The 24,912-nt window shown below is 62.6% G+C and carries 18 protein-coding genes; 5 read left to right on the top strand and 13 right to left on the bottom strand.

Going from position 1 to position 24,912, the window contains the following annotated elements:
- Nucleotides 1–4: 4 nt before the first annotated feature.
- The 4 genes from A985_RS0121455 to A985_RS26575 all read right to left on the bottom strand — a co-directional run bounded on the left by A985_RS0121455 (nucleotide 5) and on the right by A985_RS26575 (nucleotide 9,186).
- Nucleotides 5–550 (bottom strand): hypothetical protein, encoded by a 546-nt coding sequence (locus A985_RS0121455; protein WP_017235433.1) that lies wholly within the window; start codon nucleotides 548–550, stop codon nucleotides 5–7.
- A gap of 30 nt (nucleotides 551–580) precedes the next feature.
- Nucleotides 581–4,699, bottom strand: coding sequence for a tetratricopeptide repeat protein (locus A985_RS26580; protein WP_017235432.1), 4,119 nt, complete (start codon nucleotides 4,697–4,699; stop codon nucleotides 581–583).
- Nucleotides 4,700–4,736: 37 nt separating this feature from the next.
- Nucleotides 4,737–7,571 (bottom strand): sugar ABC transporter, encoded by a 2,835-nt coding sequence (locus A985_RS28370; RefSeq protein WP_157211549.1) that lies wholly within the window; start codon nucleotides 7,569–7,571, stop codon nucleotides 4,737–4,739.
- A 595-nt stretch (nucleotides 7,572–8,166) separates the two neighbouring features.
- On the bottom strand, nucleotides 8,167–9,186 hold the full coding sequence (locus A985_RS26575) for a LysR substrate-binding domain-containing protein (RefSeq protein ID WP_017235430.1): 1,020 nt from the start codon (nucleotides 9,184–9,186) through the stop codon (nucleotides 8,167–8,169).
- A gap of 228 nt (nucleotides 9,187–9,414) precedes the next feature.
- Between A985_RS26575 and A985_RS0121435 the strand changes: the two genes are divergently transcribed.
- Nucleotides 9,415–10,638, top strand: a complete 1,224-nt coding sequence (locus A985_RS0121435) for an amidohydrolase (RefSeq protein ID WP_017235429.1) — start codon at nucleotides 9,415–9,417, stop codon at nucleotides 10,636–10,638.
- The gene (locus A985_RS0121430; protein WP_017235428.1) at nucleotides 10,635–11,951 is read left to right on the top strand and encodes an MFS transporter; all 1,317 of its coding nucleotides are present in this window, start codon (nucleotides 10,635–10,637) and stop codon (nucleotides 11,949–11,951) included. The genes A985_RS0121435 and A985_RS0121430 overlap by 4 nt, the downstream gene beginning before the upstream one ends.
- A 27-nt stretch (nucleotides 11,952–11,978) precedes the next feature.
- Here A985_RS0121430 and A985_RS0121425 read toward each other — a convergent pair whose 3' ends face one another.
- The 9 genes from A985_RS0121425 to A985_RS0121385 all read right to left on the bottom strand — a co-directional run bounded on the left by A985_RS0121425 (nucleotide 11,979) and on the right by A985_RS0121385 (nucleotide 22,347).
- The gene (locus A985_RS0121425) at nucleotides 11,979–13,559 is read right to left on the bottom strand and encodes an aldehyde dehydrogenase (NADP(+)) (protein ID WP_026132264.1); all 1,581 of its coding nucleotides are present in this window, start codon (nucleotides 13,557–13,559) and stop codon (nucleotides 11,979–11,981) included.
- 17 nt (nucleotides 13,560–13,576) lie between these two features.
- The gene (locus tag A985_RS0121420; RefSeq protein WP_017235426.1) at nucleotides 13,577–14,557 is read right to left on the bottom strand and encodes an amidohydrolase; all 981 of its coding nucleotides are present in this window, start codon (nucleotides 14,555–14,557) and stop codon (nucleotides 13,577–13,579) included.
- A gap of 94 nt (nucleotides 14,558–14,651) precedes the next feature.
- Nucleotides 14,652–15,593 (bottom strand): amidohydrolase, encoded by a 942-nt coding sequence (locus tag A985_RS0121415; protein WP_017235425.1) that lies wholly within the window; start codon nucleotides 15,591–15,593, stop codon nucleotides 14,652–14,654.
- Between the two features lie 43 nt (nucleotides 15,594–15,636).
- Nucleotides 15,637–16,053 (bottom strand): thioesterase family protein, encoded by a 417-nt coding sequence (locus A985_RS0121410; protein ID WP_017235424.1) that lies wholly within the window; start codon nucleotides 16,051–16,053, stop codon nucleotides 15,637–15,639.
- 45 nt (nucleotides 16,054–16,098) lie between these two features.
- Nucleotides 16,099–17,979 (bottom strand): TRAP transporter large permease subunit, encoded by a 1,881-nt coding sequence (locus tag A985_RS0121405; protein ID WP_026132261.1) that lies wholly within the window; start codon nucleotides 17,977–17,979, stop codon nucleotides 16,099–16,101.
- A 31-nt stretch (nucleotides 17,980–18,010) separates the two neighbouring features.
- Nucleotides 18,011–19,042, bottom strand: a complete 1,032-nt coding sequence (locus A985_RS0121400) for a TRAP transporter substrate-binding protein (RefSeq protein ID WP_017235422.1) — start codon at nucleotides 19,040–19,042, stop codon at nucleotides 18,011–18,013.
- A gap of 85 nt (nucleotides 19,043–19,127) precedes the next feature.
- Nucleotides 19,128–20,309, bottom strand: a complete 1,182-nt coding sequence (locus A985_RS0121395) for a CaiB/BaiF CoA-transferase family protein (RefSeq protein WP_017235421.1) — start codon at nucleotides 20,307–20,309, stop codon at nucleotides 19,128–19,130.
- Between the two features lie 19 nt (nucleotides 20,310–20,328).
- Nucleotides 20,329–21,108 carry an enoyl-CoA hydratase/isomerase family protein gene (locus A985_RS0121390; protein WP_017235420.1) on the bottom strand — a complete coding sequence of 260 codons (780 nt, stop codon included), beginning with the start codon at nucleotides 21,106–21,108 and terminating at the stop codon, nucleotides 20,329–20,331.
- Between the two features lie 99 nt (nucleotides 21,109–21,207).
- Complete coding sequence (locus A985_RS0121385) at nucleotides 21,208–22,347, bottom strand: iron-containing alcohol dehydrogenase (RefSeq protein ID WP_017235419.1); 1,140 nt, start codon at nucleotides 22,345–22,347, stop codon at nucleotides 21,208–21,210.
- A gap of 178 nt (nucleotides 22,348–22,525) precedes the next feature.
- Here A985_RS0121385 and A985_RS0121380 point away from each other — a divergent pair, with 178 nt between their 5' ends.
- From A985_RS0121380 to A985_RS26570, 3 genes are all read left to right on the top strand, one after another.
- Nucleotides 22,526–23,476 carry a LysR family transcriptional regulator gene (locus tag A985_RS0121380; RefSeq protein ID WP_017235418.1) on the top strand — a complete coding sequence of 317 codons (951 nt, stop codon included), beginning with the start codon at nucleotides 22,526–22,528 and terminating at the stop codon, nucleotides 23,474–23,476.
- Nucleotides 23,477–23,613: 137 nt separating this feature from the next.
- Nucleotides 23,614–24,192 carry a PPC domain-containing DNA-binding protein gene (locus A985_RS0121375; RefSeq protein ID WP_017235417.1) on the top strand — a complete coding sequence of 193 codons (579 nt, stop codon included), beginning with the start codon at nucleotides 23,614–23,616 and terminating at the stop codon, nucleotides 24,190–24,192.
- Between the two features lie 235 nt (nucleotides 24,193–24,427).
- Nucleotides 24,428–24,844 carry a DUF2946 domain-containing protein gene (locus tag A985_RS26570; RefSeq protein ID WP_017235416.1) on the top strand — a complete coding sequence of 139 codons (417 nt, stop codon included), beginning with the start codon at nucleotides 24,428–24,430 and terminating at the stop codon, nucleotides 24,842–24,844.
- The last annotated feature ends 68 nt before the right edge of the window (nucleotides 24,845–24,912 follow it).

The following is a 24,912-nucleotide window of genomic DNA, read 5'->3' as shown; positions in this document are numbered from 1 at the left end:
CCCGTTACCGTTGCGCCAGCGGTGCCAGCAGATTGCGAATCAACGTCTGACCGACGCCGGCCAGGCTCGAACGGCTCCAGCCGCTGCGGCTGCCGGTCGCGCTCCAGACGATGCTGCCGTTCGAGACATCGATGACATCGAACGTCACGCCGGCCACCGGTTCACCATCGACGCCGACCTTGTAGCGCCATTCGGTCACCGCCCCCGAGAGCGCATACTTCGCCCCGGTCTTGCGCGCCCATTCCAGGGCACGCATGCGCGCTTGTGCGTTGTTGCCGCCGACGAGCGAATCGCCGCCGTCCGGATCGCCGACATAGCGATGCAGATCGGTAAAGCCGTTCTGGACCAGAATGCTTTGGGCAATACTCTCGGCGCGCTGGCCGGCGTCCGGCGTTTCCGTCGTATTGGCGATCGGCAGAATCGCCCAGGCGGCCGTCTTGGGCAGATTCGGCGCGTCGCCGACGTTCATCGTCGAACAGCCCGCCACCAGCGCGGTCAGGACGGCAGCGCCGGCCAGGCGGCGCCACAGCTTACTCACGATTGTCTTCATGGTCTTGCTCTCCCTTGCGGATGCGAAATTTCAGTAGAACAGCCGGTACGCGATGCCGACCTGCGTCGTGGCAACACCGGTGCCGTTGGTGATGTCGTGCGAGTAATACACGCGAGCGTGATCGTTGCCGAGCACCGACCCCGCGATGCCCAGGTTGACCTGCGGCCCCCAGCCCTGCTGACTGTCGTGAATGTAGCCCACGTCGAGATACGGCCGCCAGGCACGCCGGTAAGCATTCTGGTAGTCCTGCCCGAAGCCTGCCATGACACCGTACTGGGTCGTCGTGATCGGCATGAACTCCGAGGCCACCGGCGCGGTGCCGGTCGGCAGCAGCACGGCGAGCGACGGGATGGTGGCTGTGCCCGGCGTATAAATGCCGCGCTCGGCCACGAGCCTGATGTTCAGGTCCGGGTAGTCGATGCGCAGCTTGTACCCCAATTCGCCGCCGAAGCGCCAGCCACGTCCCAGATACGTGCGGTCCTGCGCGTGAAAACGGTCGTACTCGGCGTTCGCCTGACCGTACCAGCGACCATCGCCGGCCCACAGCATCTGCACACTGCCGAAGTCGCGCGTTCCGGCGACCTGCGTGTTCGGCGCAATGTCGGTGAACTGGTTATAGCCCGCCTGGAAAGTCGTGGTCAGGGGCGTATTGCGGTTGAATGCGGCCGACGCAAGTCCGGTGAAGAAGCTGTTCAACTCGCTGCGATGCCCGACGGTGAGCGCCAGATCCCGCGCCACGGTGCGATCGCGTACGGTGAAGTTGAAGATCCGGTCATGCGACGGCACCCAGGCAAGCTGCGACGTGTCGATGGTTCGCTGATTGCGCTGGATCGCCTCGACCGTCACACCGATGCGGCTGGTGAGGTTGAGACTGCCGACCAGCGAACTCTCCAGATAGCTCAGCGGCGCCTGACGCGAATAGAAGAGATCGAAGCCCGCATTCGATCGATCGCGCAGGATCGTGTCCGTGAATGTCGTGTGCACGGCGTCGTTGTTCGGTGCACCGTCAGCCGCACGCCACGCGAGCGTCTCGGCCTGGGTCGAGCGTCCGAGCCGTTCGTTCGCATCGACCTCGCTTTCGATCGGCATGCGACCTTGGCGGCGGTCGAGCAGTTGCGCCATCTTGTCGCGGTCGTTGTTCTCGAGCGCGAGGGCAATTTCCGCATCGGCCGGACGCAGCAGTCGATTTGCGTATTCGCGTGCCAGCCAGGCACGGGCCAGATCGAAGTGTTCGCCGGACAGCGCCCAAGCCAGTCCGACGTCGCGCGTGGTCGCGCTGATCACCGCCTTTCGCGAGAGCAACGCGGGGTCGCGCGTCGCCGGCGAGTCGGTCGCGTCGCCGGCGGGTTTGAGCGGCGCCAGCTCGGCCGATTCTCCCAGCAGCGAGTCGCCGACCTTGGCGCTGTCGGCCGAACGACGGTCATCGCGCAGCAGATTTGCCAACAGTTGGCGCGACGTGTCGCCATTCGAGAACACTTGCGCGAGCGTGACACGCGCGGCTTGCGCTTCGAGCACGCCGTCGTTATCCGAGGTCTGCGCCGCAAGGCGTTGCACCACCGCGCCCGGCCGCCGGCGCGGGGCGATGCGCAGTTGTCCGGTCTGGGCACGCGTTTGCAGATCGCGCCAGGCGCCGCGACGAATGCGCCACGCGGTATGGGCATCGCCGGCCGCCTCTTCGGCGTCGGCGAGCGAGAGCATCCACAGCGGGTCGTCGTCCGAGAGCGACGCCTGTTGGCGCAAGTACGTCAACGCCTCACGCGCATTGCCCAGGCGCAGCAGACCGGCCCCGTAAGCCCCCCAGTATTCGGCGTTTCCGGCCACGAGCGGACGATAGTCATGCAGCGCCATGCCGAGCGCGTCGTCGCTGCCATAGTCGACCAGCGCCCACAGGTAGGCAACCCGCACTTCGTCACCCGCATTGTCCAGGCGGGATGCCGCGCGCAGATCGGCCAGCGCCGCGTCCCAACGCTGAATCTGCTGATAATAGGTCGCGCGGGTGGAAAGCAGTTCGCTCGACTTGGCGAAGCGATCGCGCTGCTCGGCGTCGAGACCGTCGAGCAGGGCCTGCACCCGATCATAGGCGCGGGCCGTCGTGTAGAAGTAGATGGCCGACTGGAGCGCAAGATCCGAATCGTTCTGCCGGAATTCCGCTTCGGCCGTGCGGCCGGCATCGAGCGGATACCCCTGATAGAAGTAGGTCATCGCATTGAGGTCGAGCGCCTCGGCCTTGCCTGTGCGCAACAGACGCGGATACGCGTAGTTGGCATCTTCGTCGCTTTGCGCCAGGCGTGCCACTTCGGCGTACGTGCGCCAGTAGCGCGCGTCGTCCGGCAGCGTTCCGGCGATGTCGCGCACCTTGCGCAGCTCGGCCAGCGCCGGCTTCACCTGGCCCTTTTGATACATCAGGCTGGCAATGCGCAGCGCATAGTCCGGCGACGGACCGAATTCCTTTTGCAGCGTCTCGAACGTCGCCAGCGCCTCGGCGTCCTGCCCAACGCGCTGGGCGACGTCGCCCTCGCGCTCCAGCAGCGCGCGGCGCTGATTGCCCGCCGCGTGACGCTTGAGATACGTCAGCGCCTCGTCGGGGCGACCGAGACGTTCGTAGGTATTGACGATATCGTCCTTGAGCTTGAGATCGCTCGGCTGGCGCTCGGCTTCGAAGATCTGCGCCGCGAGATAGGCCTGATCATCATTGAGCTGCGGCGCGAGCTGATAGACGTTCTGCCATGCTTCGGCGTTACCCGTGGCGTCCGCGTACTTGCGCCAGTAAGTGAGCGCGACCGAGGGATGCCCGTTCCATTGCGCGACCTGCGCGAGACGGCGAGTCCAGATGAGCGGATCGAGCTTGCGCTGCAGCGCCTGCTGCGCGAGTTTCTCGGCGTCGTCGAGCTGACCCGCTTCGACAAACGCCTTGAAGGCCACGTCGTAATCGTTCGCCGTCACGCTGTTGGCATTGGCACCGCTCTCGGCCGACTTCACGGCTGCCGTACCGGCGTCCCAATCGAATTTCCCAGGAGCGTCCGGCTTGAACGTCTTGTCCGCGTTCGCCGCCTTCGTCGCTTTCGTGGATGCGTCCGATGCGGCATCCGCCGCACTCGCGCCACGGGCCAAGCCCACATCGGCGACACGAACGATGCGATACGCGCCCATGCGCTCGCGTGCGCGCACGCCTTCCGGGCCATCGAGATAGCGCAGTTGCGCACGACCGGCGCCGTCTAGCCCGCGGCCGTCGGCGGTCACCCCCGGCAACCAGCCGGCGAGCTGCACATGCGCCCCACGCGACTGCGGCACCAGGCTCGACAGTTGCGTGAGTGCCCGCGCGTACTTCGTCATCAGGTCCGGGCGGCCCGCCTGACGAGCGACCTCGAGCAGATATCGCAGGGTTACCGGATCGTTGGCCAGTTCACCCACGCGTTTCTCGCCTTCCGCGCATGCGCGCGAAATCTGATTCGCCGACACGAGCACGCGGATGCCCGCGAGAAACAGGCGACGGCGATCGTCGCGCGTGGTTGCCGCGTCTTGCGCGGCGAAATAGGCATTGGCGGCATCGTCATAGGCGGCGTGAGCGAAGGCGGCGTCCGCCAGCTTCTCCTGCCATTGCGCGGCGTTCTTGGCATCGGCGGCCGCCAGCAGGCGGTAGTCGCGCAGCATCAAATTCTGGGCACCCGCCAGCCGGGCCTTTTCCGCCAGCATGCGCAGCGTCGGCACGTCCCACTGGTACTGCGACGTTGCGTCAAGCAGTTCCACGTATCGCGCCATGCGCTCGGCGCGACGCGGATCGTCGGCGGGCACTTCGTACGCCCGCTGCTCCGTGGCCGCCAGCGCGAGCAGAATGCCGCGACGGCGGTCTGGCTCGTCGGACATGCCGCGCAGCGTCTTCGCAACGCCCATCGCGTCGTCCCAACGGCCCAGCCCCAGATATTGTTGGCCGAGCAGATCGAGATAACGGGGCGCGCCGGGTTCAATGCGCAGCCACGCTTCGAGATAGGCCACCGACAATTCGCTCGGCGGTTGCGCGGCGAGCGCGCGCGTCTGGTCGTCGTCGCTCGGGTGGGCAGCGGCAAGCGCGAGCACGATGCCTGCGCCGATTGCGACCGTCAGCCACGGCGCGCTCAGCCGTTCGCGCTTGTCGAACGGCTTTCCAGTCACTGCGTCGGCAATCCTGTCGGGATCGGGGCGAGCGGCGTCAGTCACAGTCGACCCCCACGGTATGCATGACGACCGGCTTCTCGGCAACGCCGGAGACCTCGGCGCGCAGGCGACCCGCGCCATCGGCACGCCCCTTGGCCACACCGTCGACGCTGATGCGGCAACCGGCGGCATTGACCACGCTCACGAACGGCTTGTAGTAGCCGCCAAAGCGGAACGACAGATTGCGCCCGGTGCGCTGGAAGTCGCGGATGAACCCGGCGGCTTCGTCGATGTGCGGCGTGCGCTCGGCGCCCTTCGGGGCGATCGAGAACTCGGCGGTGTCGCCCCCCATGTGGATGTACAGCCCGCCCGGCCCCGGCAGATAACCCGCGACGTCATCGGACGTCCCCATGACCGGCACACCCTCGCCCGGCCAGCGCATTTCGCGCAAATCGGCACCGCTGCGCACGCGCCAGCGCGTGGCGCCGTCCGCGGCTACCTCGCGCGCCACGGCCACGCGACGCCAGTCCAGCACGCGGCGGATGTATTCCGTGGTGAAGATCGGGAACACGGGCTGCTTGAGCACCGCGTTATAGACTTCCTTGAGCGCATTGAGCGATGCGACCTTCGTGCCCGAGTACATGTGGTAGTAGAGGTTCACCGCCTTGAAGCGAATGGGCTTGTCGGTCATGGCGAACGTTTCGAGCACGCGCGTGTAGCCGTAGTAAGGCCCGAGCCAGTCGTTCGTGTAGACGTTTTCGTCCATCACGGCGGCATACACCTGGAACTCGGTCGGCAGGCTGCCCTTCTCTACGCCGTACGGTGCGATGTTGGTCCAGCTGTTGTTCGTCTTCGTGATGATCGTGTCGCCGCCGTTGATCGACAGCACGCCCGCGGCCCATGCCTTGCGAATCGCAATCGCGGGGGCCTGTGCATCGCCCGGCCATTGCAGCACCACGACCTTCTTGCCCGGGGGCGCAAGGCGCCCGTTGATATAGTCGATCGAGCCCTGGATCTCACGATCGAGGTTGAACTTGTAGTTGGGGATGTCGAGCGAGAAGGCATCGTCTCCGCCCCACTCCTTGTTCGCCTTGCCGGTGATACGCTCGCCGGTGGTCTGGTTGATCTGCTCCAGATTAAACGGGTGCGAGAAGGTGTGCGAGCCGATCTCGACGTTCGGCAGTGCGAACATCTTGCGAGCAATCTCTTCGAGACGCGGCGAAATCTTCGGATACATCCCCTTCGCACCGACCTCGCCCTCGATCACCGACAGCGTCGTGGGCACAGGATACTTCGTGTAGATCTGTTCATACAGCGCCATCGCGCCATAGTCGACGCCCGGGAATTCCGCGCGCGAGGCAAAGCCGTCGCCGTCGACGTGCACGAACATCAGTCGGCGGCCGTTCTCGGTGGTCACGTCGGGCACCGGCATCTGCGGCAGCGCCAGCGCCTGACGCAGGAAGTCGATCGGCTGGATCGCCCAGCGCTCCTGCCCGATGCCGGACAGCGACGTCACCCCATAGGGGTTGAGCGTATAGCCGCCCCACGGCAACATGCCGGCCATGTCGTAGGTGTAGGTGCCCGCTTGCAGACGCAGCAGCGGCTGGCCGGACGGCCCCACGCGCACACCGAGGGCGTCGCGCACGTCGGGCGTCGGCATGATCTCGAAGCCCATCATCGGCGCCTTGCTCACCACGCTCGGCACCACCGAACCGGGCACGGTGCCCGCCACACGTTCGAGGCCCAGCACCTGAGCCGTCTGCTGATCGATCGGGAAACCGAACTGTCCGATCACCGCCACGCGCATGCCGTCATGAATTCGGGCCAGCAGCCAGCGTCGCCACGCGCCGGCATTGTTCACATTGCGATCGATGGATACGACAATGCCCGCATAGCGGTCGCTGCGCACATTGGCCGGCATCGGGCCCTTGTTCACATTGACGTATTGCACGTCGTAACCGAGGTAGTTCAGCGGCATGGAAATATCGCGCGCACCCGTCGTCAGGTCGATCGGTTCGCCGTCGCCCGGCGCCTGCACCATCAGCACTTTGCGCGGCATCACTTCGATGCGGCCAACACCGACCGTCTCAACGTCCGGATCGGTGACGAACGCACGCACGCCTGTCTGATTGAGCGTGCGCGCCGTGTCGCGGCGGCAGGCCACATCCGCGCTCGCGCAGTAGTCCATCGCAAACGTCGGAAGATGGGATTGCTCGCGCAACGCTTTCAGTTGATCGAGCGCGGATTGGCGCGCGTCTGCCGGTGTGTCGACGAAAATCATCGCCCGCGCGTCGTATCGATGCAACAGTCCGTCGGCAAGCACACCGGCAAGTTCCGGCGCCAGCGACGACGCCACGCCCAAGTGGTTTCGCAGTACGAGACGCGCGTCAGCATAACGGGCGCGAACGGCTTTCACGCGCGCGGCGATGCGCGCGTCGCTATCGGCGTCGGCCACGAGCGGTGCACCGTCGTCGACCAGGAAGTTGCGATAGCCTTGCGCCCAGAGCGGCGCCACGCGCGCATCGACGAACGCCTCCGGCGTTTGCGCGGTGTCGCGCGCGTCCAGGCGGGCGAACCAGGTGGTATGTGGGGTTAGCGATGCGTCGGGTAACGAAGCTTGTGTTGGATCGACGACCACCCAATCGAAGGACTGCAACGCATCGACCGGTAGGTCGCGTCCGTAGTACAGCGCAATGTCGGGAACGGCGGACGGCATCGGTGCCATGGCCGTCGCCAGGGTCGCCGGGGCCAGTGACGCGGGCATGCTCGGCGTCACCGATGTCCCTGCGGCTAGGGCCATGCCGGCCGGGATCATCGTCGTCAGCATGACGAACGACCGCAGCGAACCGGTGACCATGCCGCGCGTGCGGCGCAACCAACGGCCGAACACGTCACGACTTCCCCGATTCCCCAAAACGCCGCGGAAATTCCGTGTCTCCGCCGCGAATGCTTGTCCCTTCGATGCCATTAGCGTGTGTGCAATCAATGATTTGCGTTCGACCCTATCACGCGTCTCACGCACTGATCAATCTTCGGAGTCTCCCCGCCGCACGGCGAAACCGTCGGACAGGAAAGTTCGTGGTGGTACGTTGGCCGCAGTTCCCCCCCCGGGGCGGTGACCGATGTCGCACGTACGCGTCAATAGCGCAATCTACGACGGGATGATGTCTGATACACGCACTCAAGCACGATGTCTGCGATTCGCAGCCTGGACGATCATGCGGCTTGAACTGAGCGCCGGAGTTCGAGATGACCCAATTCGTCCTTCCCGCGAAGGTCTGTGCGCATGCCGATTGTGGCATTTGGACTGCCCAGCGCTCCGAAATCCGGTGTCACCTCATCACAGCCACGGACTTTAAAGGGCAACCGTCCCATAAGCGTCCCCCAGACAGTTATGGGAGGATTGACGAAATCGAGCGGTTGGGCATCCCCATTTGTCCGCGACGGCTGCCGTCGTCGATCCGCCGGATGGAGATGCCGGCTTGTCATTCGGATGGGTCGATGGCATATCGAGCGCTCGCTGGCCCGCCGACACCGCGCTCGGCCTCATCGGCCGGGTCCACCATGCTCAAGATCCGGCGCGTGGGGCCGTCGGGCGAATCAGCCAACGCCCTGGCCACACGCCAGAACGTCTCCAGAAACGCCAGGGCCGCACCTTGCAGCGGTTCATAGCGGCGTGTGATCAGGCACGTTGTACTTTCGTCGGTAATGGCATCGAAATCCAGTGCGACGAACCGGTCGCGCATGTCCGGCGTCTCGATCAACGGCCAGGGAACGGCGCTCAGCATATCGGTCGAGCGCACGATAGCCAGCGCCGCATTCACGGATCGCGCAAAGTGGCAGCGCTGCACGGCGCCGTCGCGCTGGTTTTCCATGAGTGCCCGGATGGCCTGCGCGGTGCGCTCCATCGAGCGGCTGAGCAGCCAGTCGTAGCCGGCGAGGTCGTCGATCGACCGCGCGTTTGCCCCCGGATGCCCCGGGCGGCAGACCACGGCGAAAGAATACTTATAGATCGGCCGGACGTCGAGGGCGCGCTTCTGGCCGGCGTCCGGCGTCGGGCCGAACGCGAAATCCAGATGGCCGTTGCGCACGGCCGGGTAGTCTCCGCCAAGATGCTCGGCAATGTCGAGTTGGACGTCCGGACGCTGCTCCCGGAAGGTGCTCACGACCGCCGGAATCACGCCATGCATCAACCAGGGGGTGACGGCCATGCGGATCGTGCCCCCGAGTTTGGCGCCCGCCAGCGCCACATCTTCGCTCGCCCGGCGCAACTGGCCGAGGATCAGACGGGCGTGAGACAGCAGCGCCGTGCCTGACGGGGTGAGGACCACGCCATCGGCGCGCCGCTCCATCAACACACTATCCATCGACAGCTCCATTTCCCGCAACGCCTTGCTGACAGCGGTCGGCGAGCGGCCCAGCCGGCTCGCGGCCGCGCGCACGCTACCGTGATCGGCCACGGCCACGAGACATTCCAGTTGATGCAGCTTCAAATCTGACGACATGGTTCAGCAGCCGGTGAGACCGGCGTCCCCCGGGAGGGCGGAGCCAGCGATGGCGACGACACCGCATCATCGGCTGGCTTGGCAGGGGCGTCAACCCTGGGTTGACACGAAAATTTGGCGTTGCCTACCGGGCGCCCGACGATCTGGCTACGATGCGTCGACATTCCATGTGCCGTACACGTGCGATTCACAAACACGGCCGCCCCGACGGCCCGCCCTGGAGAAACCATGCCCCACGACACCACTGCGTACGCCTTTCCGGCGACGATCGAGGCCGACATTCCGGCCGACATTCTTGAGCACGACGCCGACATGCGCGCGCTGCGTCATCAGATTCATGCGCATCCGGAACTGGCCTACGAGGAGTTCCGGACAAGCGATCTGGTGGCGGACAAGTTGACCGAGTGGGGCTACACCGTCACACGCGGCATTGGCGAGACCGGGCTGGTCGGTACGCTCAAGGTGGGCGACAGCCCGCGCACCGTGGGTGTGCGCGCGGACATGGACGCGCTGCCGATCCAGGAAGCCACGGGCAAGTCGTACGCCAGCCGGCAGGCGGGCAAAATGCACGCCTGCGGCCACGACGGCCACACCGCGACGTTGCTGGCGGCGGCGCGCCATCTGGCCAGGACTCGCGATTTCGACGGCACGCTGCATCTGATCTTCCAGCCAGCCGAAGAGGGCCTGGCCGGTGCGCGCAAGATGATCGAAGACGGCCTGTTCGAGCGTTTCCCGTGCGACGCCGTGTTCGCCTATCACAACATGCCGGGGTTTCCGGTCGGCAAGATCGGCTTCCGCGCGGGGCCGGCGATGGCCTCGTCGGATACGGTGGTCATCACGGTGCACGGGCGCGGTGGCCATGGATCGATGCCGCACGAGAGCGTCGATCCGGTGCTGGTGGCTTCGCACATCGTGGTGGCGTTGCAGTCGATCGTGTCGCGCAACGTCGATCCGCGCCGCATGGCCGTGGTGACGGTCGGGGCGATTCACGGCGGCGATGCGCCCAATGTGATTCCGGACAGCGTCGAACTGCGTCTGTCGGTGCGCGCACATACGCCGCAGGTGCGCGAGCAGTTGCGCGATCGCATCATCGAACTGGTCAATGCGCAGGCCGGCGTGTTCGATGCGCATGTCGACATCGACTACCGCTGGCGCTATCCGGCGCTCATCAACGACGTCGAGATGACCGAGTTCGCGCGTCAGGTGGCGCTGGAGTGGGTGGGTCAGCAGGGCCTGATGGACGACTTCGAGCCGCTCACCGGCAGCGAGGACTTCTCGTTCATGTTGGAGCAGTGCGCGGGCAGTTACCTGATCATCGGGAATGGCGAGGGCGCCGGGGGATGCATGGTGCACAACCCGCATTACGACTTCAACGATGCGCTGCTGCCCATCGGGGCAACGTACTGGACGCGTCTGGTCGAGCGCTTCCTGAGCATGGAGAACCCGGCATGACGACGCGTCTCGACACCCCCGCGGCGCAGGCCACGCCGAGCGCTGCAAATGTGCGGCCTGCGTCGCTCGCGAAGAAAATCGCGGCGATCACGATCGGCAACGGACTGGAGTTCTTCGACTTCGCGATCTACACGTACTTCGCGACGATACTGGGCAAGCTGTTCTTCCCGTCGGCGTCGCCATTCACGCAGTTGTTGCTATCGCTGGCGACGTTCGGCGTGGGGTTCGTCGTGCGTCCGCTGGGCGGCATCGTGCTCGGCAGCTACGCCGACCGACGCGGTCGCAAGGCAGCCATGACGCTGACGCTGTGGCTGATGGCCGCAGGCTCGGCCGTGTTCGTGGTGGCGCCGACGCATGCGCAGATCGGCATGGCTGCGCCGGTGCTGTTGATTCTGGGACGGCTGGTGCAGGGCTTCGCAGTGGGCGGTGAAGTGGGTGCGTCGACGTCGATGCTGCTCGAATACGCCAACGCCAACAACCGCGGGCTGTTCGCCAGTTGGCAGTTGTTCAGCCAGGCGTTCTCGACGCTGCTCGGATCGCTGGTCGGTCTGGCGCTGACCACGTCGCTCTCGCACGACCAATTGCTGGCATGGGGCTGGCGTGTGCCGTTCCTGATCGGCATGGCGCTGATTCCGGTGGGCACTTACATTCGCAGGCATCTGGACGAGACGCATGACGCCAAGCCGGCCAAGCTCGGCGTGCGCAGCCCGTTGGCTGAAGTGCTCGGCACCCATCGCCGAGCGTTGGTGCTGGGCGTCCTGATGACGGCGGGTGCGACCTCGTCGAACTACATATCGCTGCACTACCTGACCAACTACGGCGTGGGTGTGCTCAAGTTGTCGCTGTCGAGCGGGCTGTGGGCGTCGTTCGTGGCGGGCGGTCTGCAAATGGCCCTGGCCGCCGTCGCGGGCGTAGCCTGTGACCACTGGGGACGCAAGAGCGGCGTTACGATTGCCCGGGTCGTGCAACTGGTTTCGATCGTGCCGGTGTTTGCCTGGCTAACGGCAGCGCCGGACACCGGGCGACTGCTCGTCGTGGCGGCGGTGCTGACGATTCCGACGGTCTTCATTTCGGTAACGACGGTCACGATGATCACCGAAGTGTTTCCACGCAGGATTCGCGCGACGGGGCTGGCCATCGTCTACGGCTTGGGCGTGTCCGTGTTCGGGGGATTCGCACAGTTCATCGCGACATGGCTCATTGATGTCACCGGCTCCAAGCTCGCGCCCGCCGGCTACGTCGTCGCGGTCAGTCTGGTCTCGATGGTCGCGGTGTTCATGAGCCGCGAAATGAAGGGGGTGGCGCTGGAGTGAGCGCCCCCCTGAACCTGACAGACACCTTCAATTTTTCATCAACTGCCCGTCGCGCACGCGCCACAGTGCGAGCGGGTTATCGTCCTGCACCGACGCAGGCAGCAACTCGGCGGGCAGATCCTGATAACACACCGGGCGCAGGAAACGTTCCATCGCACTCGCACCCACCGACGTGCTCCTTGAATCCGAAGTCGCTGGATACGGCCCGCCATGCACCATTGCATGGGAGACTTCGACGCCAGTCGGAAACCCGTTCGCAAGAATACGGCCCGCTTTGCGCTCCAGAATTGGCATGAGCCTGCCGGCAAGCGCATAGTCGTCAGGCTCCATCTGCAACGTGCACGTCAGTTGCCCCTCCACGTGACGCGCCACTTCCACCAACTGAACCTCGTTCATACAGAGAACGACCAGCGACGTCGGGCCGAAAATCTCCTCTCCCAGTTCATGTTTCGTCAGAAACTCTGACGCCGACGTCACAAACAAGGCGGGGAGCCCGCCAGCCTGCCCTTCCGGCCCGCTACCCGCGGCTGCAAGCCGCACCCCCTTAGTGCCCGCGCGCTTGTCCACTGAGCGGTCATACTCACCGGCAATACCTGAGGTGAGCATCGTCTGGCCTCCCTTCTTCGCCATTTCCGCACCGACGATGTCGACGAATTGGCGCGACTTCGCACCGTCGATCATCACAATCAACCCGGGATTCGTGCAGAACTGCCCTGCGCCCAACGTCACGGAATCCGCCAGCCCGGCAGCCAGCGCATCCGATCGACGCTCGAGAGCCCCTGGCAAGACGAAGAACGGGTTGATGCTACTCATCTCCGCATAGACCGGAATGGGCTCCCAACGCTTGGCAGCAATGTCGACCAGCGCGAGCCCACCGCTGCGAGATCCGGTGAAACCCACCGCCCGGATGGCTGGATGCGACACAAGTGCCGCGCCAGTCTCATTACCCGCGCCAATCAACAGCGAAAATACACCCTCGGGCAATCCGCATTCGTGAACGGCGTGCTGGATGGCGCGCGCCATCAACTCGGACGTGCCGAGATGCGCAGGGTGCGCTTTTACGACGACGGGACATCCCGCCGCCAGCGCGGACGCCGTGTCCCCTCCCGCCACCGAAAATGCGAGCGGGAAATTGCTTGCCCCAAAAACCGCAACCGGCCCCAGCGGCACCTTCTGAAGCCGGAGGTCGGGGCGAGGTAGCGGTGTCCGCTCAGGCATCGCGCTGTCGAGCGTCGCACTCAGCCAACGGCCATCACGCACGAGTGACGCAAAAAAACGCAACTGCCCGACGGTTCGCCCTCGCTCTCCCTCCAGCCGCGCCTTAGGCAACGCCGACTCCAGATGCGCTCGCTCGATGAGCACGTCGCCGAGCGCTAGAATGTTTTCCGCGATCTGTTCCAGAAACGCCGCGCGAGCCTCGAGTGGCACGATTCGGTATGCATCGAAAGCGCTCTCCGCCAATGTGCAGGCGCGATTGACCAGCCCAACGTCCGCGGCGCCGAACACCGGCTCAAGGTCGACACCGCGTACCGGATCGAAGGCACGCAACCGAGCCGCAGTACCAAATATCGCCCTCCCACCTATCAGCATTTCTCCCGTCAATTTCACCATTGCATGCTCCCATGTCAGAGGTCATAGACCCTGGCTGTGTTGTCATAAAAAAGCCTTAGCCGATCTTCGACGGAATACGCTCGCGCGATCGCCTTGAAGCCATCGAAGATGTCGGTCATATCGTCCACCACCGTATCGACCGGAAAATTACTTGCGAATGAACAGCGATGCGTACCGAACACGTCGATCGCCGTGCGGACGACTGGTCCGTTGCCCTCGACGCTCCACCGCTGACCTGGCATACAAATGCCTGAAATCTTCAGATGCACATTCCGCTCGCGGGCGACCGTCTCCAATGCCAGTCGCCACGCGCGCAACCCGTCGTCCGAACGATCGGCTGGCAGACCGGCGTGATTGATGACGATCTGCGTCTCCGGGAAATCGCGCGCAAGCTCGGCCGCCTCGCCGAAATGCCACCAGTTCACCTGAAGCTCGAAAAGTAACGCTCGCGGCCCGAGTCCAGCGTAGCCGTCGCGCCATGCTGGATCGCGCATCGATCCCGGTGCGGTGAAGCCGGACGAGTACTCATGGCGCGAGACGGCCGTCGGCTTGTGACGGATTCCCTTGACGAGCGGATGGCGGGCGTACGTGTCGAGCACCTGATTCACATCATCCCTGTCAAGCCACGCCTGTGCGGACATGGCGTGCGGGTAACCTTGCTCGTGCGCGAGCGCTTCCACCCACTGTAATTCGCCCAGGGGATCTGCCGGATTCCACTCCGCTTCGATAAGTACTGTCTTCACGACCCGATGACGCCCCGTTGCGCGAAAGTAATCGTCTGGCAGGAAGGTTCGCCGTATCTTGTCGTAGTTGCCATAGCGAAAGTTGCCGACCGGCTTGTCCGAGAGCCACGGGTAGTAGTTCCGGTCGACGTCAAAAAAATGCTGATGGGCATCTGCGATGGGTAAGTCATCGTCAGCGCCTGTTTCGAGGAAGCGACGTCGTAGTGCTGACGCACCCAGCACCGCGTCCGAGTCGTGAAGGTCGTCTGACATGGGCGTCGCTATCCTCGAAGGTCTTGTGTGCAAATTCCGGCGTCACCTGCTGCCGAATCATGGGAAACGTCAAAACGAAGCGGATTACGCAAGATCAGCGCAGATCGATCCGATAGAATCGCAACGCGTTCCGAAAAAAGATCTTCTCCTGGGCGTCTCGCCCCAGCGGTTCGAGCATGGCGCGCATGCTCCCGACGAGCACGTCGTAACGCACGCGCAGGCCAGCTACTGGAAAATTGCTCGCGAACATGCATCGTTCGGCACCAAATATCGACACGGTATCGAGCACGATCTGCCGGTTGTCCTCGTAGCGCCAAGGTGCATCCCGGAGACCAAACTCCGAAAGTTTCACGAAAACGTTCGGTTGCTTCGCAAGTTGCTCCATCCAGCCACGCCAATGCGCCAACCCCTCTGGACTCCGATCCCAGGGGAACCCCGTATGATTCAGCGCGATCATGGTCTTCGGGAACTGACGCGCGACTTCCGCTGCATCGGGAAGATGCCAAGGCGGCACACGTAAATCCCATGACAGGCCAAATCTCTCCAGAAGGGAGAAGCCACGCAGCCAGGCCGGATCCTGCATCGTCCCGGGCACCCCCTTGACCGACTCGCTTGGCCGGTGTGACGTCACCGGCTTGGAGCGAATGCCGCGAACCAGCGAAAACGCGGCGTGGCGCGCGAGAATCTCTTCCGTATCGGGCCGGTCGAACCACGCATGTGCGACGACTGCATTCGGAAACATGTGCTTCGCGTGCACTTCGTGCAACCACCGTGTCTCGGCGATCTGCTCGTCGCGCGCGCGTTCGGCTTCGACATGGACAGTCGCGATAACCGGCTGTGTGCCAACATTTTCCAGAAAGTGCTGCGGTAGAAAGTCACGACAGATAGCGCGATAGTCACCCAGGAAAAAGTCGTCGTTATACGCGTCCTGCAACCAGGGATAGCGTCCCGAGGATAAATTCCACAGATGGTGATGCGCATCGACGATGGGTATCTCGTTCTCGTCAATTGGCGTCGTCTCGTCGATATGATTCATTGCCGTATGCGCTCCGGGCGCGCGACTGTCGGTCTGCCGCCTCTCATAAGCCAACCGTTCCCGCATGACTTGCCTTTTCCGCTACCCGCGACTTGAGCTTCTCGACGTTAATCACGAAGCGCGAATGGCTTCCGGTACAAACCTGTTCAATGTCGTCGAATACCGAGATATCGAACGTGACGCTGCGTCCTTCGATTTTGGCAACCGTCACATCAATGCGCACGCGCATGCCGAGCAGCGTCGCCCCCGTGTGTGCGATATCGACGGCAGTGCCAACTGAGTTCTCACCGATGTCAATATGACCAAGCAATCCGTCAAGACAGACCTGCTCAAGATCATTGACCAGCTGCGGTGTCGCGTAGACGCGCAGCGCCTCGCCGAGAAATGAAATGGTGCGAGCGCGGTCGACTTCAAGCGTGCGCGAGAACACCGCGCCAACGCGCAGGGAATCTTTGATCATCTGCGAAATTATCCAATCAGGCAGTCAATGAGAATGCATCGAACGTCACGATACGGGCAGGAAGCCCGTCGACACCCAAGGCACGGCAACAAGCACAAGCAACGCCACTGCGAGCGCACCGAGGTAGGGCCATACGCGCTTCATCGCACCATCCGGATCGACTTTCGCGATCGCACACGCAGCGTAGAATCCGACACCAAACGGAGGCGCGAACAACCCCAGACCCATGGCGAAAATTGCGACCATGGCGTACTGCACCTCATTAATGCCCAGTGCTCGTGCGACAGGGAACAGTAAGGGACCAAAGAGCACAATGGCCGGAATTCCCTCAAGAAAACTCCCCAGCACAACGAATGCGATCGCCGAGATCAGAAGGAACCCGGTGGCGCCACCTGGCGCATGGGCCATGAGATCGGTCAGTTGGCGAGAAAATCCCGACTGGGTCAACGCCCACGCCATCGCCGTCGCACATCCGATAATGATGAGGATCGCCCCCGAGAGCGACGCCGTGCTGACGATGATCGGATAGAGCCGCTTCCAATCAAACGACCGATAAAACGCCAGCCCGACGACGAACGTGTAAGCCACACCGACGGAGGCGACCTCCGTAGCCGTCGCAATTCCTTCGACGACCGCCGCGCGAATCACGAATGGCAGCGCAAGTGCAGGCAAAGCAATGAGAAACGCCTTGCCAACGTCGCGCGGCCTGGAGCGCTCCACCTCCTTGAGATCGCGCTTTCGATTCTTCAGCCAGATGACGACAATCATGGCGATCGCGCCAACGACGGCAGGCATAAACCCGCCTGTGAATAGCGAGGATATCGATACTCCCGTGACCGATCCGATCGTGATCAGCACGAGGCTGGGTGGGATGGTTTCCGACATGGCACCGGACGCGCTCAGCATCGCGACCAACTCGTTCTCGTCCTCTCCTCGCGCCTTCATCTCGGGGAACAACGCGGGAGCGACGGCCGCCATATCCGCCGCCTTCGACCCGGAAATCCCACTCACCAGATAGATCGCACCGATCAGCACGTAGGACAGTCCGCCCTTGAAGTGCCCGATCAGCGACGCGAGGAAGCGGATCATCGCCTGGGCCATTCCCATCGCCTCGATCAGTGCGCCCAGAAACACGAAAAGCGGAATGGCGAGAAGGATGAGGCTCGACATACCTTCGTCGATTCGCCCCATCACGACGAGCATGGGCGTCGACGTCACGGTGCAGAGATATGCCACGGTGGACAGACCGAATGCGGCCATGATCGGCACGCCGATCACGATCATGAAAACGACGGCCACCACAAAGAAAATTACGAGGTTCCAGTTGCCTAGCGCGATCATCTCCGTCCTCAGGGTCAGGAGCGCGAGCGTGATGCCGGCCGCGATCCCCGCCGACACGAAGAAGTGCAGCGCACGAGCCTGCTCCATGAGACGCGCCACGGAGATGGCGAGCATCAGCGTCAGCCCAATCGCCAGCGCCGCGACGCGATATCCATTGGAGATTTCAAGCGCCGCACTTGTGATCGCCCACTCCTCTGAAACATACGCCCACGCGGGAGAGAGAAGCGCGAGCATGAAAGCAATTACGATGACGGAGCCAAAGGTATCGACAAACGCGCGTCGAGCAGGCGGCAAATGCGCAATGAACGTCGTCAATCGCATGTGTTCGTTGCGGCGCAATGCAATGACCGCTCCCAGCATGGCAAGCCAGATGAACAGCAGCGTCGCCAGTTCGTCACCCCAGATAAGCGGATCATGCAGCACGTACCGGTAGAACACGTTTGCGAACAGCAGAACAACCTCGCTCACAACCAGCGCTGCCGCGCAAAGCTCGGTTGACCAGCGGATGCACACATCGAGAACATGCCCAGCCTTTCCCACTGGCCCCAGTGGCTTGCTCGCCCCCGTCAACGGAAAGTTTCCCATAGAAATATCAGTGCTCATGATCCGTCCTTCCTCAGGAAAGCTGCCCGGAGTACTTCTCCAGCAGGGCCCACGCCGCGTCACCATACTTCTTCTTCCATTCCGCGTAGAAACCTTTTCTCTGCAATTCGGAACGGAATAGCTGCTGGTCGACTGTGTTGAAAATGATGCCCTTGGCGCTCAACGTGGGTTCCAGGCTTTGATTGAGTGCAATGACTTCCTCGCGTTGCTTCATGGCGGCGGCATTGATATGCCTCGCGATGATCTCCTGCAGGTCCTTCGGAACCTTTGGCCAGGTCTTCCCACTCGCCAGCAGCCAGAAGCCATTCCAGATGTGTCCGGTCAAAGAGCAGTATTTCTGGACCTCATAAAGGCGCGTGGACTGTACTACCACCAGCGGATTCTCCTGCCCTTCGACCACCTTGGTCTGAAGAGCGGAATAGGTCTCATTGATGCTGATACCGGTCGGGGCCGCACCGAACGCCTTGAACATGGATGTCCATAGCGGACTCACAAGCACGCGAATCTTGAAGCCCTTGAGGTCGGCCGGCGTCGTGATGGGACGCGTGGAACTGGTAATCTCCCGAAAGCCGTTGTTCCATACCTTGTCCATCGCGATGAGGCCCGCTTTCGCTGCATCTTCCCTCACGTGCTTGCCGAGATCGCCGTCCATCGCGGCCCACACTTCGTCGTATTTCTTGAATGCGAACGGCACGCTTTCGATCGAGGCGACGGGAATGAGCGTCGAGAGAATCGCCCCGGGCAACGGAATGAAATCCACCCCGCCCGCACGAACCTGCGAAAGCATGTCGGTATCACCGCCCATCTGCGCATTCGCATAGATCTGCAGGTCGACCCGACCGTTCGTTTCTTTCTTGATCGCCGCCGACGCATTACGCATGTGGGCGTTAAGCGGATGGCTATCTGGCAGGCTGCTCGCGTACTTGAGTACGATAGGCGCCCCCTGTCCAAACGCGAGCTTTGACTGCACCAAGCCGGTCGCCGTTGCGGCAACGGCCACGCCTGCCGTCGTCAGGAAATTCCGACGGGATATCGTTCCACTCATATTCGTCTCCTAATCTTTTCGTCATGCGCGATGTGTCGCGTCTTTGACCACGTAAGGACCCCGCTTTCACACGCCCTGTTCACCGTTACTTTGCCAATGCAATCACTGCCTTTTCTTCGATCAGTCGGTCGACCTCGTCGGCCGTGTAGCCCGCTTCCCTGAGTACCTCCAGCGTGTGTTGACCGAGCAGCGGCGCCGGGCGGCTGCCCGTGCGCTCCCGCTCGGAAAAATGGATGGGCAACCCGAGGCCCCGGACCTTCCCGGCCACCGGGTGCTCAGTCTCGACGATCATGTCCCGGGCAATTGTCTGCGGGTGCGCCAGCGCGGCGGCGATATCGAGCACGGGGCCGGCGGGCAAACCAATCGCATCGAAGCGCGTCATCCAATCCGCAGTGGTGCGCCGAACGAGGATTTCGTTGAGGATTGCAACGAGTTCGTCTCGATGCGCGAGTCGAAGCGCGTTGGTCTCGAACCGGGAATCCGATGCGAGCTGCGGTGCGTTCAACACTTCGAGCAAACGCTCGTAATTGCTTTGGTTGGCGGCACCAATGTTGATCCAGCCGTCACTGGTTTTAAACACCTGATAAGGCGCGCTTGTGGAGTTTGCGGAGCCCATCTTTGGCAGCAATGTACCGTCGGCGAGATAGCTCGCTGCCGGCCAGTACATCTGCTGCAAGCCCGCCTCGAACAGAGACGTGTCGACCATCTGGCCTCTTCCCGTGCGGAGCTTGTGCGCATACGCCGCCGCAATACCGAGTGCGGCGAGAATGCCTGAGTTGATATCGGCGACAGGGGAGCCCGCCTTGACCGGTTCACGCCCTTCCTCGCCCGTCATGCTCATCATCCCGCTCATGCCCTGCGCGATCAAATCGAAGCCGCCCTTTTCGCCGAACGGGCCGGTACGCCCGAAGCCGGATATCGCGCAATAGATGAGTCCGGGATTGATCACTTTCAGCGTGTCGTAGCCGAGGCCAAACTTCTCCATCGTCCCCGCCCGATAGTTTTCGGTGACCACATCGGCGTCAGCGAGCAAACGTTTAAGCACGCCTCGCCCGCTCTCACTTTTTAGATTGAGACCGATTCCCCGCTTGTTGCGATTGACGATCATGAACGATGCGGACTCGCCACCCGGCAGGATGGGCGAGAAGCGCCGCGAGTCGTCCCCGTCTGGCACCTTCTCGACTTTGACGACGTCCGCCCCCATGTCGGCCAGCATCATGCCGCACACCGGGCCGGACATGATGTGTGCCAGCTCGACGACTTTCATTCCACTCAACGGACCCATTTCACTTTCCCTTGAAGATTGGTTTCTGTTTGGCGCTGAATGCCTCAGCGCCGATGCGAAAGTCCTCGGTATCGAAGCAGTCGAGCGCGGATTCGATCTCGACACGCGACAACTCGGGCGAACGCGTGAGCCGATTGGCCGCATGTTTGTGCCATCGGGCAACGAGCGGCGCACCATGCGCGATACGGCGAGCCGCCGACATGGCCTCACATTCCACCTCGCTGTCGGGCACCACGCGCGAGACGATGCCGTTGGCAAGCGCCGCGGGCGCGTCGAAAATGCGCCCTTCGAGCACAATCTCCATCGCCACCGAGCGACCGACCAGTCTGATCAGTGCAGCGAGTTCGCCATAGGACATCGTCAGGCCAAGCCGCCCGACCGGCGCGCCGAACCGGCTTGACTCGCCGCAAATGCGAATGTCGCAAAGCGACGCAATTTCGAGCCCGCCCCCTACGCATACGCCATGAACCATGGCCACGACCGGGTGCCTGCATTGCTCGATCGCCGTCATCGCCGCAGTTGTGACCTCGGCGTAGGCGTGCGCCTGTTCCCGATTCGCTCGACAAGTCGCGAATTCGTTGATGTCGGCACCCGCTGCGAATGCCTGAGTTCCCGCGCCACGTAAAACGACACAGCGAACCCCGCCTTCGTCCGAGAGCGCGTTCATGGTCGCGCCCAGTTCGCGCCACATCGACAACGTGAGCGCATTGAGTCGCCCCGGATTGTCGAGCGAGACGATCGCGATATCACCGTCTCGCTCAACACTTACTTTGTCACCCATGCTTTCCTCTACGAGTTGCAAACGTATTGCGGTACAGGTGCGATGAGGACGTGCAATTCGCCGTTTCACACCCCGCCGCCCGAAATTCCCCTGTGTTGGCTAGAACGAAGCTTCCAGGAGATGCTCGTAATCGCGCTCCGACGCGACGCGCGGATTCGTCTTGTGGCTGTGGTCTTTCAAGGCGCCCTGTACGATCGCGGCAAACATGTCGCGCGTGACGCCAATATCGGAGAGCGTCGTTGGCAAACCGAGCCGGCGCGTCATCTCACGGATCGATGTACCGACACTTGACGTGTCGGCCAGCCCCATCGCCTGCGCGAGCCGATCCAGCTTTCCCTCTTGCTCAACGGTTGGCGCACTGCGGTTGAAGTCGATCACCGCCGGCAGGAAAATCGCGTTCAACGTGCCATGGTGCAATCGCGGGTTGATGCCACCCAGCGAATGGCTCAGGCTGTGCACACACCCCAGCCCCTTCTGAAAGGCAAGTGCGCCCTCCATCGAGGCGCTCATCATGTTCATGCGCGCAATTTTGTCGTCCGGGTGTGATGTGGCGCGCTCGATGTGCCTCCATGCACGCCACAGTCCGTCGAGCGCGATGCCATCGGCGGCTGGATTGAATGCTGGCGACATGAACGTTTCCACGCAATGTGCGATGGCGTCCATACCGGTGGCTGCGGTCAATGCGGCAGGAAGTCCCATCGTCAAATCCGGGTCACAGATGGCAGCGCGCGGCACAACAAAAGGCGAGATGACGCCGACCTTTCGGCCGTCATCGAGAATGAGGATAGCGCCCCGGCCAACTTCACTGCCGGTACCTGCGGTGGTCGGAATCGCGATGACGGGTGCAGTAGCCGACGTGATCCGCGTCGCCCCTCCCTCGATCACGGCAAAGCTTTGCAAGGGACCTTCATGTGTGGCACAGACGGCTACCCCTTTCGCCAAATCGATCGACGATCCCCCTCCTACGGCAATGACACCGTCGCAATCGTTCTCGACAAACACTGCCACCGCCTCGCGCACGGCACGTTCGTTCGGATTGGGGGGAGTGCCATCGTACATAGGCACTTCGTCATCGCTTGCCAGGGCCCCAAGTACCTGATCGATGATGCCAGCAACGCGAATGCCCTTGTCGGTCACGATCATCGGCCGGCGCACGCCGACCCGCTCGCACTCACTCCGCAGCAAACGAATGGCACCGAACTCGAACTGAATCTGGGTGACGTAGTTAATGAGCGACATTGACTTGCCCTGAAGTTATATTAGACATGTTTCACAATCACCTGACCCCGGAATCCGCTCGGGTTTACGTTACGGCCAATCCTTTGCCAACCGGGTGTTCATGAGGCAGTATAGGCATCACTCCTTTCCTCCGAAACTGAGAGGATTTGATACTGATATAACTTTTCCTCATTCAAGAATGGCTCCACCGCTCAACTCGATCATCTCTCGGCTGCACCTGAAGCAGTTGCGTCTGCTCATTGCCCTGGCGGACCACGGCTCGTTACAGAGCGCCGCCAAACAGGTCTCGCTTACACAGCCTGGGGCAAGCAAGGCACTGCAGGAAATCGAAACGACGTTTGGCACGGCGCTGTTCAATCGCACCAATCGAGGGCTCGAGCCCAATGAAATCGGGCACTGCGTGATTCGTTACGCGCGATTGATCCATACCGACCTCGCCCATCTACGCGAGGAAATCGTCGGCATCATGCGCGGGCACGGTGGACGGGTATCGGTCGGCGTCATCATGGGAGCGGTTCCACGGGTTACGGAAGCGGTATCGGCATTGATTGCGCAGCACTCGGAGATGTCGGTCGAGATTGTGGAGGACACGAGCGCAGCGCTGCTGAACCTGATCGATACGGGCCGACTCGATCTCGCTGTGTGTAGAACGACGATCAGTCAGACCCCATCGCTGTATGACAGCGTCAAGTTGCAGGAGGAAACGTTGGCCGTCATCGCCAATGTGAATCATCCGCTTCACACGCCTGAGCGAATCACCCTGAGGGAGCTCGCTGATTACCGATGGGTGGTGTACCGCGCCAATATGCCAATGCGAATGCTGCTTGAGCGCGAGTTCCGGGAATCTGAAATCCGATTCCCGTCGAATCTTCTGGAGACCACGTCGGCGTTCGCCACACTTTCACTGCTGCAAGGCAACCCATCTTTCGTCGCACTCGTCTCTATCGACGTTGCACAATTCTTCACTCGACACGGCATTACCCGCATTCTTCCCTTGACCTTGTCGTCACGAAGCGAACCCTATGAATTAGTGACGCGCAAGGGCGCACCTGCCTCACCAGGCGCGAAGCTGCTGATCGAGAAGCTCCTGAACCCAGCATCAGACGTGGCCGCAGCCGCGCCGACTTAATCGGGGGCGGCGTGCCTGAAACATGAGCGTCGGTTATAACGCCAGTCTCAACTCTCAGTATTCAGGCCGACATGCGTTGACTACACTCCGAGCCAGCCGATTTGCCAGTCGGCCACAACATCAAACGGAGACACACCATGGACGAGACCCATCTGCGCCGGCACTTCTTCAAGAACGTGGCCTTCCTCTCGGTTGGCGCCATCGCCACGTCGATCATGCCGACGGGGGCGCTAGCACAAGCCAAATCGCCGGCCGAATGCGAGGCGGAGGTCATCACGGCCGGCGGTCCCGACGTGCAGCGCAGGTACATCAAGACCCCGACCGGCTATTTCATGGTTTTGCGCATGGGCGACAATGTGTTCGAGCAGTTGACGAAGTTCGCCATCGCGGAGAACATTCCGGCGGCCAGCGTCGCAGCCATCGGCTTCGGACACGCCACGTTCGGGTCCTGGAACGCGGCCAAGAAGGACTTCGATTCCAAGACGTTTCGCAACGTGGAGATGGCAAGCATCGTCGGGTCGGTCGCATGGAAGGAAGGTAAGCCATCGATCCACATTCACGGCATTGCAGGCGATAGCACTTTCAGTGCCTACGGCGGGCATTTGCTGGATCTCGAGGTTGGAACCGGCTCGATGGAAATCACACTGAACGTGCATCAGAAGCGCCTCGAACGCGCCATCGATCCCTGCATTGGCGCCAACGTCCTCGGGATCTAGGCACGAACCGCTTACCGATAGCGTGCCGCGCCCGCCTCGCTTTTCGCGACCGGGCGTTCGACGCCCTCCCCCCCCCGCTCTCGATCTCTACTTGGCGCAACCCGCCTGCGCAAAAGCCAACGCGCTTCATGTTGGATACCCGCGCCGCTTAGCGAATGCGACGCATTCGTGATACGATCCGGGCGAATTCCAGATTCGGCCATCCCGGCGGACCGAAAATCGGCCTTTCACAACGATGCTCACTCGCTCACGCAAACGTTTCAGCGCATGGCTTGGCTTGACCGCCATGTGCCTGGCGCTTTGCGCACCGATCGTGAGCCAGTGGCTGGCCGCGCATCGCACGAGCGTTTCGCAGATCGACGCAACCTTCTGTACCGCAGACGGATTGACGCCGTCGGCCGTGCCAACCATCGCGCACGACGATTCGCACGCGGACATGCGCCACGCACCGGCCGCCGATCATGGCGGGAACGGTGACGCCTGCGGCTATTGCTCGTTACTTGCGAACCATCCGCCGCTGGTCATGCCGCCGCACGCCAGTGCGGTGTCATTTGTCTGGATCGCCCGGGCCGGTCCGACGTCGACCGTCTCGCCGCAACTCCGTCCGCTCGTCTACATTCCGCCCGCCCGGGCCCCGCCGCACCGTTCCTGATTGACGCCTTTTCGTGCCCAGCAAGCCATTGCACTGCATTGGCCTGCCGGTCGTCATTCGCTCATCGC

Source organism: Pandoraea sp. B-6, assembly GCF_000282835.1.
Lineage (GTDB): Bacteria > Pseudomonadota > Gammaproteobacteria > Burkholderiales > Burkholderiaceae > Pandoraea > Pandoraea cepalis.
This window is presented reverse-complemented; position numbering and strand designations above follow the sequence as displayed.